This is a genomic window from Vibrio sp. 1CM2L (assembly GCF_023161695.1).
GTDB lineage: Bacteria > Pseudomonadota > Gammaproteobacteria > Enterobacterales > Vibrionaceae > Vibrio > Vibrio coralliirubri.
In genome coordinates, this window is sequence record NZ_JALNTT010000001.1 from 292435 (window position 1) to 307612 (window position 15178).

The following is a 15178-nucleotide window of genomic DNA, read 5'->3' on the forward strand; positions in this document are numbered from 1 at the left end:
ATATAACTTCGTAATTTTGAAACACTTCACACTATTGTGCAAATGTTTTCGAGCATACACCCGTTAGCTGAACCTTGTTAAAATCATATTAAACATACACTTACCAATAAAACATCATTTTATTACAAAACCCAAATTAGAGTGTTAGCTCTATCACATAACAAACATTTGTTTATATAAAAGGCGTTTTTATTCATAAGTGGAATAAAAAAGGCTTAGCGCAATGCTAAGCCATAGTTTTTACAAGGAATTAATTCCCCAAGGGTTGGTCTTGCAAGAGACGAATCTTACAAGACACTCAATCCCCTATTCGTCATCAAGCGGAACCAGCTTGGTATTACCACCGTGTGCTTTCTCACGCTTACGTTGCACGAATGCGTAGAAGCCAGGGATTAGGAACGTACCCGCCAGTAATACACATAGCAGACCGCCGATCAGTGAAATACCCAGAGAGTTCTGACTCACGTGACCTGCGCCCGCAGCGAAGATAAGCGGGAAGATACCTAAGATGAACGACCAAGACGTCATGTTCACAGCACGGAAACGCAGCGTACCGCCCTTCACCGCCGCATCTTCAATCGGTGCGTCTTTCTCTTCACGTTCGACCTTTGCGAATTCCACAATCAAGATTGCGTTCTTCGCGGCCAAGGCTATCAAGAGAACCAAACCTATTTGTGCATAAAGGTTCAGCGGAGTGCCCGTTAGATTCAATGCTAAGAAGGAGCCTAAGGTTGCGACAGGTACCACGAGGATAATCGCAATCGGTATTGTCCAACTCTCGTATTGAGCCACCATAAACAGATAGATGAAGATCAGAGCCAGTGCGAAAGCAAAGATCGCTTGGTTACCTGCTAGTACTTCTTGGTAAGCCATGCCTGTCCATTCGTACTGATAACCCTGAGGCAATACTTCTGCTGCTACGCGTTCCATTGCCGCAATCGCATCACCACTTGAGTAACCTTCTGCAGGTTGACCTTGAATCACGGCACTGCGGTACATGTTGTAACGCCATGCTACATCTGGTTCAAAGATCTGGTCGTAAGTCACCAATGTGCTTAACGGGATCATCTCGCCATTAGACGAACGAACGTGGAATCGTTGTAGGTCGTCCATGCTGCTACGGTGTTCACTGTCAGCTTGCATGGTTACGCGGAAGTTCTTACCAAACATGGTGAAATCATTCACATACAGAGAACCTAGGTTACCTTGTAGTGTTTGGAAGATTTCCGACAACGGAATACCAAGTTGTTGCGCTTTCTCACGGTCAATGTCGACATAGTAATGCGGTACATTGGCACGGAAGGTACTGAATGTATGTGAAATCTCAGGCTGTTTAGCGGCCTCAGCAATCACGTCATTCATAACCATCGCGAGATCAGTACGGCTACGACCTAATGTATCTTCAAGAACGAACTCAAAACCAGACGCTGCACCCATACCCGGTACTGCTGGAGGTCCCATTGCAAATACAATCGCTTGAGGCAGTTCTGTTGCTGCTCGACCGTTAATACGTTGTGAGATAGCTTGCGCTGAATGTTGACCGTCCAGTGCGTTACGCATATCCCAATCATGCAGCTTGATAAATAGTGACGCACCATTCGAAGCAGAAGCGCCCGTCATGAATGCATAACCGTTTACCAGTGTCACACCATCAACACCCGGCTCTTGCTCAACCATCTCTAGCAATTGCTCAGTCACATCTTCTGTACGAGACAGTGATGCCGCGTCAGGAAGCTGCACGTTAACCAGCAAGATGCCTTTATCTTCTTGAGGTACAAATGCCGTAGACGTAGTTTTCGCGAAGTAAGTTACCGCCGCTAGTGCCACAACAAAGAAGGTAAACAGTAGAACACCCTTTTTCACAAGGAAGCCTGCAATTTGACCGTACTTGTTGGTTACGGATTCAAGACCACGGTTAAACGCTTGGTACCAACGTGCTGTGTTACCACCGCCCTGTTTAAGAACCAATGAACACAATGCTGGTGACAGCGTTAGAGCGTTAATAGAAGAGATAACAACCGCAATACAGATAGTCAGAGCGAACTGACGATACATGATGCCGGTGATACCTGGCAGCATCGCTACTGGAATGAATACTGCTAACAGAACCAAAGTAGAAGTAATGATCGGACCCGTTACTTCTTTCATCGCGATGAGCGTTGCTTTACGCGGTGAAATGGTTGGGTCTTTAGCCATCGTGGTATCAACGTTCTCGATAACCAAGATCGCATCATCTACTACGATACCAATCGCTAGTATCAAACCAAACAGGGTTACCGTGTTGATGGTGAAACCCGTCATCTGCATGATGGCAAACGTACCAATCAAAGATACCGGAATCGCAACTACAGGAATCAAGGTTGCACGCGCACTACCCAAGAACAAGTACGTTACCGCAATAACCAGCAAGATAGCTTCGATTAGGGTCTTGACTACCCCTTTGATCGACTCAGCAACGAATACTGTGGTGTCATAGCTCGCCTCATAAGCAACGCCCTCAGGGAAGTTTTTGCTTAGATTGTCCAGCATCGCCATTACCGCTTTACCACTTTCTAGCGCGTTAGCGTCTGATTGAAGTGACAGCGTTACGATTGAAGCGTCTTGACCACGGTATTTACCATTGCCGTCGTAGAACTTTTTACCAAGCTCAACACGTGCGATGTCTTTTAAGTAAACCGTTGAACCATCTTGGCTAGCGCGAAGCACAACATTTTCAAACTCATCAGCCGTTTCTAGTCGGCCTTTGGTTACCAAGTTGAACTGCACTTCTTGTGCGTTGTCGTAAGGAGCTGCACCAATACGGCCAGCCGCTACCTGAACGTTCTGTTCAGCCAAGGCGCGATTCACGTCAGAGGTGGTTATATTGAGGTTAGCCATTTTCTCAGGATCTAACCAAACACGCATCGCGTATTCACCACCACCCAATACGTTAACTTCACTGATGCCCTTTACACGAGCCAGCTGATCTTTAATGTTCAAGTTCACGTAGTTGATCAGGAATTGGTCGTTGTATTCACCGTTTGGCGAGTAGAAGTTCAATACCATCAACAGGTCCGGAGAACGCTTCTTAACCGTTACACCCACCATTCTTACTTCTTGTGGAAGCTTCGATTCGATCTGAGCAACTCGGTTCTGAACGTTGACCTGAGCCATATCTGGATCAGTACCAACATCAAAGGTCACGTTAAGGTTGTATGAACCATCGTTAGCACTTTTAGAAGACATGTAGATCATATCTTCTACGCCGTTAACCGACGTTTCTATGGGGTCGGCTATCGCCTGTTCCACCACTTCAGCACTTGCGCCCGTGTAGAATGCCGACACACTGACCGACGGTGGACTAATTTTTGGATATTCAGCCACTGGCAAGATAGCGAGAGAAATCGCACCCGCCAACGTTAAGATTATGGATATAACAAGGGCGAACTTAGGCCTTTGAATAAAGAAACGACTTAACATAAATAGTCCCCTTATTCAGCTTGTTCAGCAGAAGCTTGAATACGAACAGACATACCATTACGTACACGCTGTAGGCCTTGAGTGATGACCGCGTCGTTTTTCTCTAATCCAGAATGAACAATCACGCCACCTTCAATCTGGCGACCCATCTCGATGTTTCTGCGCTCAGCAACGGGTTCGGCTTCGCCTTTAACTAATACCATCACGAAGTCACCTTCGAGGTCGGTCTGCACTGCGCGACGAGGAATAGTCACAACATCAATCGGTTGTTTTTCACGTAGATCAACGCGAACGTGTTGGCCTGGAAGTAGTTGCTGATTCGGGTTATCGGCAATCGCACGCATCGCGATCGTACCAGTATTGAGGTTGATACGGTTACCTAAGAAGTCAAGCTGACCTAGGTGTTCGAACGCTTCACCATTCTCAAGCATAATCTGAACTTCAACACCTGCAGAGTCGCTGCTGCCATCGCCTTCGATACGGTCCATACCCAGCTCAATACGCTCACGCTCACTGATGCTGAACGATGCGTGGATTGGGTCTAGGCTAACCAAAGTCGTCAGCACACCTGAAGACGGTGAAACCAGATCACCCGTGCTCACTTTGGTATCGCTAATACGGCCAGAGAAAGGCGCGATGATTTTGGTATGAGAAAGCTGAACATTCGCAGCATTTAGCTGTGCTTGGCTTGCTTCAAGCTGTGCTTGAGAACCTAACAAGTTTGCCGTTAATGCGTCGAATTCAGATTGAGAGATGCTGCCTTTCGGGAGTAGGTTTTTACCACGATTAAAATCAAGCTCAGCTTTTTTAAGGTTCGCGTTCGCTTGAGCAACAGACGCTTTTGCGCTTGCTACTTCGGCTTCAAACGAAGAAGGTTCAATCGAGTAAAGCAATTGACCCTTTTCAACCATTTGGCCTTCATTAAAATGACGGCTTTGTAGGTAGCCAGAAACCTGCGCTGTAATAGCCGTGTCTTCAACGGCTTCTATACGACCGATATACGACTTACTTTGCTGGTGAGAAACAACGCTAACATCCTGTACAGCTACGAGAGGTAAAGGTGCTTGCTTGGCATTTTGAGCATCTTGCCCACACCCAGCAAGAATAAGAGAGCTTGCAAGAGCAGTAAGGATCAACTTTTTACGCATGGTTATACCGTCACTTATTAGTATTTGAACAGCATAAAATTTACGTAACACATCTGCTACCATTGTCCGAGGAATATCAATTATAACTGGCCAAAGTGTATCAATATGTTAATTGAAACCAAGCGCTTATAAAGTGATTACAAACACGCTACAATTCCTAAGTAAATCAATCTCTCAGCTTTTGTTCTCTATGGATATTGTCTAACATAATGTATTGTCAGACAGATAAGCATTCACATTTAATTGTTAAGGAATTCTCATGATTTCAAAATGGGCTAAACGTTTCTATCAAATGGCGGAATTGGTCGGTTCTTGGAGTAAAGATCCTTCAACTCAAGTCGGCGCCGTAATCACTAAGCACAACCGCATCGTTTCTGTTGGTTTTAATGGCTACCCACATGGCGTGTCTGATAGTGCGGATACTGATGACAGAGAGATGAAGTACCTCAAGACGCTTCACGCTGAAGAAAATGCAATTTTATTTGCTAAACGTGATTTGGACAGCTGCGAAATCTGGGTGACGCATTTCCCTTGTCCAAACTGTGCTGCAAAAATCATCCAAACAGGTATTTCAGCGGTACATTGCCCAGAGCAAAGTGAAGATTTTCTTTCTCGCTGGGGCGACAAGATTAAAGTTAGCCAAGATATGTTTGAGCAAGCAGGTGTACAAGTGGATTGGTTACCACTAGCTGACCTAGACTAAGCGAACAGATAGCAAGAACAAAAAAGCCGAGAGTCGATATTATCGCTCTCGGCTTTCTGTTGTTTGGACTTATAGTTTGGTCGCTATATTTTGGAAGCTATACTTTAGAGGCTATAGCTTGGTCACTATAAACTGATGAGCAAACTAAGCGTTCGTTGGGAATGTTTCCGCATACACTTCCATAAAGTCTTTACGAATATCTTGCTCTAAATGAATCGCTTTTTCGGTCGGACAGAAGATCATAAAGTGCACTTCTTGCTCACCTGTCGAACTGCTTGTGATATGGATGTGAGGCTCAGAACCCGGAAGGTCAACGCCAGCGTGCTTTTCGATCACACCGTTGTAACGGCGGGCAACATCGATAAACTCTTCGCAATGCTCTTCAATTTTCACAATAAGACCCGGCAGCATAGGGTATAGGTTTACAAAGTCTTTCACCGTCACAAAAAAGTTATGATAAACATAGCGCTTCATGAAGTTGAGGTTCTTTACCGGATAAGTGAAGAACATACTATTAGGCAGCGTGGCTGTCTTGCCAGTGAAGTGATATTGCCCATGATACAAATCGATTTCTTGAATCACAGTCGCCATCAAATTGTGCTCAATCACCTCACCGCTGATTTTACCCACTTCGATCCAGTCGCCAATTCTAAATGAACGAGAACTCGCACGCTGAATAGAACCAGTGAAACACAAAATGATCTCTTTTGAAGCTACAACGATCGCAACAGCAATGGCTGTTACTGACAGCGCAAACTCGCTGATTTCGGATTTCCACAGCACAAATAACGTCACTACAATAATCGCGAATGTGCCGTTTTTGGTTCGTGACATCCAGTTACGTTGGTCTTCACTAAGGAAAGCAACATCACCTCTTATTTGAGATAAGGTGATTCGGCGAATGATTAAAATAATAGTGATAATCAACGCACTAAAAATAAACTTATGAGCGAGTAGAAAATCAATTACTTGCCACAACTTTTCCATTACTTATTCCTTTAGCTTTACAACGACGAGCTTTACAACAATTAGTATTTTTTACGATTAGCGGAGACTTCGCTATGAAAAAGCGCTCAATTGTTGAGCGCTTTCTTACGTACCTAAATCAGCTATTAGTAAGGCTATCATTTTATCTTGGCAGAAGTAATAAATTGACCAAAAGTTTCACACCAAATCACAACGGTATTAAATCGATTAAGATCAGTACCTTCGGGAAGCTCAACCATAAAGCGGTCGAATGTTTTCACATCTCCGACTCTCAGTAAGTCATTCTTGCTGTCATTGAAAGCTTGCTCGGTTTCAATAAACTTAGGCGAGAGGTAGACCTTGTAATCAGGCCCCGGCGCCAATTCACCTTCAAAAGCTATCGCACTTTCAGACACAGAAACTATGCCTTCTCCCCAGTGTAAAAAGTCACTGTCTTGTCGATCTTTAGTAAACTCGCCCGTGTAGATAGCCTGCTCACTGATCGCTTCAACGGAACTCGAAGAAGGAGAATCAGGCTCAATCAAGATAGGTAATGCGTAAACACCCAGCCCAAAACCAAAAGCACCCACGGCTAAGTGGGTGCAAAGTAAAACTAACTTTTTCATCGCGTACTCCCTTATGCTTAAAGAGAGTATTATTGAATACTCTCAAAAATACAAAGAGATATACCGCTCTGATGTTCTATTTTTGGTAATGCGTTGCTGTACGTTGAGACAACTCGACAATCACTTTTACCGCTTGCTCCATACCTTGAATGGTAATGAACTCATGAATACCGTGGAAGTTGTAGCCACCAGTAAAGATATTCGGACATGGTAGCCCCATGAAAGATAAACGAGCACCGTCTGTACCACCTCGGATAGGCTTGATCATTGGCTCAACATCGCACTCAATCATCGCTTGCTTCGCTAATTCAATAATATGTTGATGCGGTTCAACCATCTCTTTCATGTTGAAGTAGCTATCGGTTAGCACCAACTCAACACGGCCTTTCTCAAGACGCTCATTCAGCTCATCGACTTTCTGTTGCATGAATGCCTTACGCGCTTCTACACCCTCACGTTCAAAATCACGGATGATGTATCCCAGCTCAGAGCGAGCCACACCCATTTCCGCCGATTTCAGGTGGTAGAAGCCTTCATAACCTTCTGTGCACTCAGGTGTTTCTTGTGTTGGCATCATCAATTGGAATTGCGCTGCTATGTTCATCGAGTTGACCATTTTACCTTTTGCGGTACCCGGGTGAACGTTCACGCCATGACAGATAACATCGGCGCTCGTGGCATTGAAGTTCTCAAATTCCAACTCCCCTACAGGGCCACCATCGATGGTGTACGCCCACTCAGCGCCAAATTTTTCAACGTCAAACAGGTTTGCACCGCGGCCAATCTCTTCATCCGGCGTGAAACCAATGCAGATGTCGCCGTGTTTGATGTCTGGATTCGCTTTCAGGTAAGCAATTGCACTGATGATTTCAGCGATGCCCGCTTTGTTGTCGGCACCAAGCAGAGTTGTGCCGTCAGTCGTAATAAGGTCGTGACCATGTAAAGAATCAAGATCTGGGTATTGGCTTGGGTTCAAACTCTCGCCACTTTCACCTAATTCAATCGTTCCACCTCGGTAATCTTTAATCACTTGCGGTTTCACGTTGACACCTGATGCGTCAGGAGCGGTATCCATGTGCGCCACAAAGCCAATCGCAGGCACTGGATAATCGACATTCGACGGCAGTTTCGCCATCAAGTATCCATTGTCATCTAAAGACACATCAACTAAGTCTAATGCCACCAATTCTAACTTTAAGGCTTCAGCAAAGGTAATTTGACCCGGTGAACTTGGGCATTGCTGATTAGAAGGATCGGATTTGGTATCAAAAGTAACGTAATTCAGAAAACGTTCTACAAGCTTTTCCATAATTCATCTCACCATGGATTAAGTAATTGATTTACTGACTATTATGCCGATAAGCGATGCATCGTTAAATAAATACAAACGCAGAGTCAGTAGCGAGGGTTTTCATCTTACGCCCCTGACCATGTATGTAATTGCTCTAAATCATTATTGTGCGAAATTAGATGCGCTTCCTATACTTGAAAACAGAGGGTTTCGTCAGTTCAACATTGCATACGGATGATAAGAGATCGCTTTGTACGCATTCTACGCCCTCCGCTCTCAGCCTAACAAAAGTACAAAGTGGATGATGATCACAATTTATCCTTGATGCAGAATCTGTCATACGTTACACGGAGACACAGTTATGACGATTAATAAATATTTCATTTTCTCTCCTCAAGCCTCTGAGGAAACGCTTCGACCAGTATTAACTGAGAAAGAAGTTCAAAGGCAGGAAGCTCTAAGACAGGCGCAAACCCAGGGTGGGTTAGACACAAACGCGACCTCGTAACTTAATGAATACCTAGCACTATCAAGACCCCTATAAAAAAGCTCTACGCTCTATCCTGTAGAGCTTTTTTTCTTTTTGATCTGTTCTCCTATCCCCCACTCCCAAAAAAACTGAACATTAAACCTTCACTCATTGCTTGTTGTTCTTCACTTCTCGCTCACCGTTTGGCTCATAGTTTCTCGCGAGTGTATTTTCTCGTATTGCACACGCTAACTTACGGCGCTGAGAAATGACTCACTAAACTCCCCGATGCCATACCTTGTCGTGTCATTTTGTGCTAATAATTCATATTCGTTTTCATTCCTCACTCGCCCTCTTTTCAAAACTATAATGCGAGTACCAGAGAACCTAACCACAGGAACCCCGAATTCAATGGAATATTCAAAGCTAGGAAGTAGTCAAATTCCCGTTTCCCGTATCTGTCTTGGCAGCATGACTTGGGGGCTACAAAATACGCAACAGCAAGCCGACCAACAGATCGAATACGCATTAAGCCAAGGTATTAACTTTATCGATACTGCAGAGATGTACGCGGTTCCACCTTCTCCAGATACCTACGGCAAAACAGAAGCAATCATTGGTAACTGGTTATCGCGTAACCCACAGCGTCGCCAAGAGTTAATTATCGCGAGCAAAATTGCCGGACCTGGACTTCCTTGGGTTAGAGATGGTGGTCCGATAACGGGTGAAGCCGTGATCGCCGCGGTTGATGCGTCATTACAACGCCTACAAACAGACTATATCGACCTTTACCAACTTCACTGGCCAAATCGCACAACGCCTCACTTTGGTAAGCATTTCCCGAATCACATTCGATTCAGTGATATTGACCGAAAACAACATGAAGCTGAGATGTTGGAAATCCTACAAGCACTGGCAAGCTGTATTAAGGCGGGGAAAATTCGCCATGTCGGGCTTTCAGATGATTCTACTTGGGGCATTAACACATACCTCAAGCTGAGTGAAAAACACGATTTGCCACGTATGGTTTCGATTCAAAATGAATTTAGCCTACTGCACGCAAAAGACTGGCCATATCTGATTGAGAACTGTGTGCATGAAGATGTCGCTTACCTGCCATGGTCACCTTTAGCTGCAGGCATGTTGAGTGGAAAGTACATTGATGGCGCAAGACCGGAAGGCAGCCGTTGGACTTACATGCAACGTAAAGGCATTTTCCGTGACACTGAATCTGCCAACGAAGCGGTTAAAGGCTATGTTGAAGTCGCGAATGCTCACGGTTTCACTCCAAGCCAACTGGCATTAGCTTGGTGTAATCAAGTTGATGGGGTGACGTCCACCATCATTGGTGCAACCACCATGGAGCAGCTAAAAGAGAACGTAGCCGCTTTCAGTAAACCGTTATCAGAAGAGATCCTGACTGATATCAACACAGTATTTAAACGCTACCCGGCTCCGTATTAGGCTGTCAGTTCAGCTTAACTTAGGTAAGTAATCCCATAAGAGCGCGCTATTTAGTGCGCTTTTCTTTTTTAAGTGAGTTGCTTTTGCTTTTTATGTAGATCGCATCGAGTCATCACGCTTTTGGTTCGCCAACCTTTGCTCTATAATGCGCGGGCTTATATCTAGGATAAAAACATGATTTCAAAAAACCAATTAAAACTCCTTCGTGCTTTAGGTCAAAAGAAACAACGTAAAGCCCATGGCCTGTTTCTAGTTCAAGGTGAAAAGAACGTTCTTGAGCTGTTCAATAGTGACTTAGTGGTGAAGAACGTCTTTGCTACCGCTGATTTCTTATCTGAAAATCATGCTTCACTGATTGAGTTTGATTGTGTTGAAGCCTCACTGGATGACCTCACCAAAGCGAGCACTTTGGTAAGCAACAATGCCGCGATTGCGGTTGTTGAGATCCCAACGTTTGAGCTACCAGAAGCAACTGGGTTGATGATTGCACTTGATGGCGTTTCAGACCCTGGCAACCTAGGTACGATTATTCGCGTAGCAGACTGGTATGGCATCAAGCATATCGTTGCGAGCAGCGATTGCGCAGACCCATACAACCCTAAAACGATCAGCGCGACTATGGGCAGCTTTGGCCGAGTACACGTAAGCCAAACTGACTTACCAGCATACTTAGAGCAAGCGAACCTACCGGTTTACGGCGCATTTTTAGAAGGTGAAAGTGTTCATAAGACTGAGTTTACTGCCAACGGTATTTTGTTGATGGGCAGCGAATCTCACGGTATTCGTGAACATGCGGCTAAATACGTGACTGATAAGATTACGATTCCAGCATTCGGTGGCGCGGAGTCTTTGAACGTAGCAATGGCGACTGGCATCATTCTCGACAACATGCGTCGTCAGCATAGCTAATCGATTCGAGAGAACCAGCTAGCCAGAATTAGCGGATATTAAGAGCAAGATTCCCTATCTTGCTCGTCCCTCACAGTAGGGAATGACGAAATTCAACTAAGCTTCATCGTCAGCATAGTTAATCGACTCAAGAATAAACAACTAGCCAGACTTAGCGGATACAAAGAGCAAGATTCCCTATCTTGCTCGTCCCTCACAGTAGGGAATGACGTAAAAAAGAGAATCGAGGTAAAGTTTACTTCAGCCGTCATCCTCAAGAAGGAGGGACGACTGAGTTGGGGATCTTTTTTGGGGAAGGTTTATTTCAAGTAACAGAATTACTTTTCTAGCATTGCCAATTTATCAGACACACCATTCCACTTTTCAGCGTCATCCATTGGTGCTTTGACTTCTGTTTGTACAGGCCAAATCTCAGCGAGCTCTGCGTTCACTTCGATGAAGATCTTTTGATCTTCTGGCAACTCATCTTCTTGGAAGATCGCTTGAGCATCACATTCAGGTACACACAAGCCACAATCAATACATTCGATTGGGTTGATTACCATGAAATTTGGGCCTTCATGGAACGCATCTGCGGGGCACACTGCCACACAGTCTGTGTATTTACATTGAATACAATTATCGCCTACGACAAATGCCATGATGCTCTGCTCTATAAGTTAGTCAAAATTGAAGAATGGGGATAATACTCATCCCAAAGCAAAATTCAACATCATACGGCTCTAATATCGTGTCTATTTGCTCCATGTTTCCAAATTAGTATGACAGATAAATCAATTTCTCGTAAAATGCGCGCCATTGTGAGCTTATCGCTTCTTTGAGCATCAGCGTTTTCATCAAACTCTGTATTAAGAAACGATCTAGCTAAGACACCTATAAAAACGAGACATCGAAATGATACGTTTAACCGAAATTAAACTCCCACTAGACCATGAAGAGTCTGCAATTCAAGACGCTATTGAAGCGAAACTTGGTATTAACTCTGATCAGGTACTCTCTTTTAATATCTTTAAACGTGGCTACGATGCTCGTAAGAAATCAAAGATCTTACTTATCTACACGCTTGACGTTCTCGTTGAAAACGAAGCTGAGTTGTTAGAACAATTCATTAGCGACCCACACGTAAAAGTGACTCCTGATATGGAGTACAAGTTTGTTGCTAAAGCGGTTGAGAACCAAACTGAGCGCCCTGTGGTTATCGGTTTTGGTCCTTGTGGTTTGTTCGCTGGCCTAGTGCTTGCTCAAATGGGTTTCAACCCAATCATCGTTGAGCGTGGTAAAGAAGTTCGTGAACGTACAAAAGATACCTTTGGTTTCTGGCGTAAGCGCACACTGAACACTGAATCAAACGTGCAGTTTGGTGAAGGCGGCGCAGGTACCTTCTCTGACGGTAAGCTATACAGCCAAGTAAAAGATCCAAAGCACTACGGCCGTAAAGTAATCGAAGAATTCGTTGCTGCGGGTGCACCAGAAGAAATTCTATACGTAAGTAAGCCACACATCGGCACCTTTAAACTGGTTACCATGATCGAAAAGATGCGCGCTTCTATCATTGAACTCGGCGGTGAAATCCGTTTCAGCACTCGTGTTGACGACGTTCATATGGAAGATGGCCAAATCACTGGCTTAATGCTTTCTAACGGTGAAGATATTAAATCTCGTCACGTGGTATTGGCTGTTGGCCACAGTGCTCGTGACACGTTTGAAATGCTGTACGATCGTGGCGTTTACATGGAAGCGAAGCCTTTCTCTGTTGGTTTCCGTATCGAACACAAGCAATCAATGATCGATGAAGCTCGTTTCGGTAAGAACGCAGGCAACCCAATCCTAGGTGCTGCGGACTACAAACTGGTTCACCACTGTAAGAATGGCCGCACTGTATACAGCTTTTGTATGTGCCCAGGCGGTACTGTAGTAGCGGCGACGTCTGAAGAAGGCCGTGTAGTAACTAACGGCATGAGCCAATACTCTCGTGCAGAACGTAACGCAAACAGCGCAATCGTTGTAGGTATCGACCCAGAACGTGATTACCCTGGTGATGCACTGGCTGGTATCCGTTTACAACGTGAGCTAGAAAGCGGCGCTTATGTTCTTGGTGGTGAAAACTACGATGCACCAGCTCAGAAAATCGGTGACTTCTTGAAAGGTCGCGATCCAAGTGCAATCGGTGAAGTACAACCGTCGTTCACGCCGGGTATCCACCTGACTGATATTTCAAAAGCGCTGCCGGATTTTGCTATCGAAGCGATTCGTGAAGCAATCCCAGCGTTCGAGAAGAAGATCAAAGGTTTCTCTACGCCAGACGGCCTACTAACCGGTGTTGAGACTCGTACGTCTTCTCCTGTATGCATCAAACGTGGCAAAGACTTCCAAAGCATCAACCTGAAGGGCTTCTTCCCTGCAGGTGAAGGTGCAGGCTACGCAGGCGGCATCCTGTCTGCTGGTATCGACGGCATTAAGGCTGCAGAAGCGCTAGCACTATCAATGGTAGAGCAGAACCAAGCTGAGAAGATTGAGATCGCTTAAGCGCTTTCAATAAAGCAAAGCTAGATTTCGATTAACCAAAACTAAAAATCCAGTGTCTTGTCGACACTGGATTTTTTTATTGCATAAAGGTATCTAAAATTATTTAGTCACGACTTCGTCAGTGTTACTTACAAGTCTCTTTTGACCAAGTCACACCATCATCTGAACACTCAAATAGACTTGTCCCATTCTGGTAATAATAACCTTTAGTCCAGTTACCATGAGAATATCTAGACGTTATCGTTTGAGTATAATCAAACGGCGTATTTTCAATGTACGCATACTTATGTCGGTTCCAGCTGTCAGAACCATATGAACTGTTGTCATTAAAATCTACCGATAGATAGTTAAGTGCATCAAAGTCGCTGCGCGACACACTATCCAATGAATCACCGAGATTAACCCACGCTGGATGTGGTGCTTTATTCTCAAAATTAAATTTCGCTTGTACTTGGGTAAACTGATCTTTGTAGTCACCAACAAGATCTGCCGTCAAGGTTTGCATAAAGCCCGCACCAACGTCTTGACGAGAACAGCTGTCCCAATCAGGTTGTTGAGACCCGCTACGGTTAATCACACCAAACGTAGTCAATGAGTTAGGCAGAACCTGCTGCTTGATGGTCTCTTGCACTGAACATGAATATTCCGTTCCATCACTATTCAATGAGAACAAAGCTGCTTTGTCATACTCTAAGCCATCTTTCTTCTGACCATTACGCTCAAAATGTTCACTTAACGCCAGTTCTGTCTGCAGGTCGGCTGAAACTTCATGTTCAATGACAATCAGCTTGTCCGCAGTCATCACTGTTTTAACTTTATACCACTTATTAATTTCGTTCTTCTTGGAGTAATCCCAATGCTGCCAGTAATAGTCAACATAAGCTTGCTGGGCTGTTGGGTTCTCTTTTTGAATCTCTTTGGTCTCTTGATAGGACTTTTTAATGGCAGGCATCATCTTCTGCGCTAAATCGTAGAGCTCAGTGTTTTGATCTTTAACGAAATCACCATACAAGTCCTCGACTGCGATGTTGTATCGGTTCGCAATTCGGAAGTCATGCTCTTTCACATTTTGGATAATGCTATTTTGGGTGTTCACGGCTTGCTTCAAAGCAGAGCAACTGTTTAAACCACCTTTATACAAGTCGGCTTGGATCTGATTCCATAACACGGTCGTAAGTGGCGTAGTCGACTTAATTTCTTGCTCAGAACTCACCGTCATGACTGGCGGAAAGATTAACTGATAAGGTTCAGTAATCGGTGAGTTTGGGCTGTCCGCATCAATAGCGCCTACTGGCACGTTCACTACGATGGGTGCATAGTCCATACAGTCTGAGTTAGAGCCCGTCAAAGATAGCTCATAGCTGCCCTCATGGTCCGTGATACTGCTAGGCTCACCTTCATCTAATACGCCATTATAATTGATATCTAGAAACGCGGTCGCCCCGGAAATATACCCGTCAATGGCGACACCTTGTAAGGTTCTCGTTTGAGGAGCAGGAGCACTTGTGTTGCTACCACCGCCTCCTCCGCCACAAGCCGTAAGGCCACCAGCTATAAGTGCGATAGAAATAAGCTTAAGTTTCATTCGATTAGATCCTAATGAAATACATTATAAAT

At 44.6% G+C, this 15178-nt stretch carries 12 protein-coding genes; 5 read left to right on the forward strand and 7 right to left on the reverse strand.

Annotation, left to right across the window (positions count from 1 at the left end; genetic code table 11):
- Positions 1–306: 306 nt before the first annotated feature.
- Together MSG34_RS01245 and MSG34_RS01250 are read right to left on the reverse strand one after the other, a co-directional pair.
- Positions 307–3459 (reverse strand): multidrug efflux RND transporter permease subunit, encoded by a 3153-nt coding sequence (locus MSG34_RS01245; protein ID WP_048610782.1) that lies wholly within the window; start codon positions 3457–3459, stop codon positions 307–309.
- An 11-nt stretch (positions 3460–3470) separates the two neighbouring features.
- The gene (locus MSG34_RS01250) at positions 3471–4607 is read right to left on the reverse strand and encodes an efflux RND transporter periplasmic adaptor subunit (RefSeq protein ID WP_248336057.1); all 1137 of its coding nucleotides are present in this window, start codon (positions 4605–4607) and stop codon (positions 3471–3473) included.
- A gap of 259 nt (positions 4608–4866) precedes the next feature.
- Here MSG34_RS01250 and MSG34_RS01255 point away from each other — a divergent pair, with 259 nt between their 5' ends.
- Positions 4867–5310 carry a cytidine/deoxycytidylate deaminase family protein gene (locus tag MSG34_RS01255; RefSeq protein WP_004737813.1) on the forward strand — a complete coding sequence of 148 codons (444 nt, stop codon included), beginning with the start codon at positions 4867–4869 and terminating at the stop codon, positions 5308–5310.
- A gap of 144 nt (positions 5311–5454) precedes the next feature.
- Here MSG34_RS01255 and MSG34_RS01260 read toward each other — a convergent pair whose 3' ends face one another.
- From MSG34_RS01260 to pepT, 3 genes are all read right to left on the reverse strand, one after another.
- Positions 5455–6297, reverse strand: a complete 843-nt coding sequence (locus MSG34_RS01260) for a mechanosensitive ion channel family protein (protein ID WP_248336058.1) — start codon at positions 6295–6297, stop codon at positions 5455–5457.
- Positions 6298–6434: 137 nt separating this feature from the next.
- Positions 6435–6902, reverse strand: coding sequence for a DM13 domain-containing protein (locus tag MSG34_RS01265; protein WP_248336059.1), 468 nt, complete (start codon positions 6900–6902; stop codon positions 6435–6437).
- A gap of 76 nt (positions 6903–6978) precedes the next feature.
- Positions 6979–8211, reverse strand: coding sequence for a peptidase T (gene pepT / locus MSG34_RS01270; protein WP_248336060.1), 1233 nt, complete (start codon positions 8209–8211; stop codon positions 6979–6981).
- Between the two features lie 343 nt (positions 8212–8554).
- On the opposite strand from pepT, the gene MSG34_RS01275 reads away from it, so the two are divergent.
- From MSG34_RS01275 to MSG34_RS01285, 3 genes are all read left to right on the forward strand, one after another.
- Positions 8555–8701: a hypothetical protein gene (locus MSG34_RS01275; protein WP_012600995.1), complete on the forward strand. Its 147-nt coding sequence runs from the start codon at positions 8555–8557 to the stop codon at positions 8699–8701.
- 372 nt (positions 8702–9073) lie between these two features.
- Entirely contained in the window at positions 9074–10126 is a 1053-nt protein-coding gene (locus MSG34_RS01280; RefSeq protein ID WP_017107860.1) for an aldo/keto reductase, read from the forward strand.
- 174 nt (positions 10127–10300) lie between these two features.
- Positions 10301–11035: an RNA methyltransferase gene (locus MSG34_RS01285; RefSeq protein WP_017067486.1), complete on the forward strand. Its 735-nt coding sequence runs from the start codon at positions 10301–10303 to the stop codon at positions 11033–11035.
- Between the two features lie 317 nt (positions 11036–11352).
- Here the strand turns inward: MSG34_RS01285 and fdxA are convergent, their stop codons facing one another.
- A complete protein-coding gene (gene fdxA, locus MSG34_RS01290) occupies positions 11353–11676 on the reverse strand; it encodes a ferredoxin FdxA (protein WP_017631334.1) in 324 nt (107 codons plus the stop codon).
- A 253-nt stretch (positions 11677–11929) separates the two neighbouring features.
- On the opposite strand from fdxA, the gene MSG34_RS01295 reads away from it, so the two are divergent.
- Positions 11930–13561 carry an NAD(P)/FAD-dependent oxidoreductase gene (locus MSG34_RS01295; protein WP_248336061.1) on the forward strand — a complete coding sequence of 544 codons (1632 nt, stop codon included), beginning with the start codon at positions 11930–11932 and terminating at the stop codon, positions 13559–13561.
- Between the two features lie 124 nt (positions 13562–13685).
- Here MSG34_RS01295 and MSG34_RS01300 read toward each other — a convergent pair whose 3' ends face one another.
- Positions 13686–15146 carry a hypothetical protein gene (locus MSG34_RS01300; protein ID WP_248336062.1) on the reverse strand — a complete coding sequence of 487 codons (1461 nt, stop codon included), beginning with the start codon at positions 15144–15146 and terminating at the stop codon, positions 13686–13688.
- Between the last annotated feature and the right edge of the window lie 32 nt (positions 15147–15178).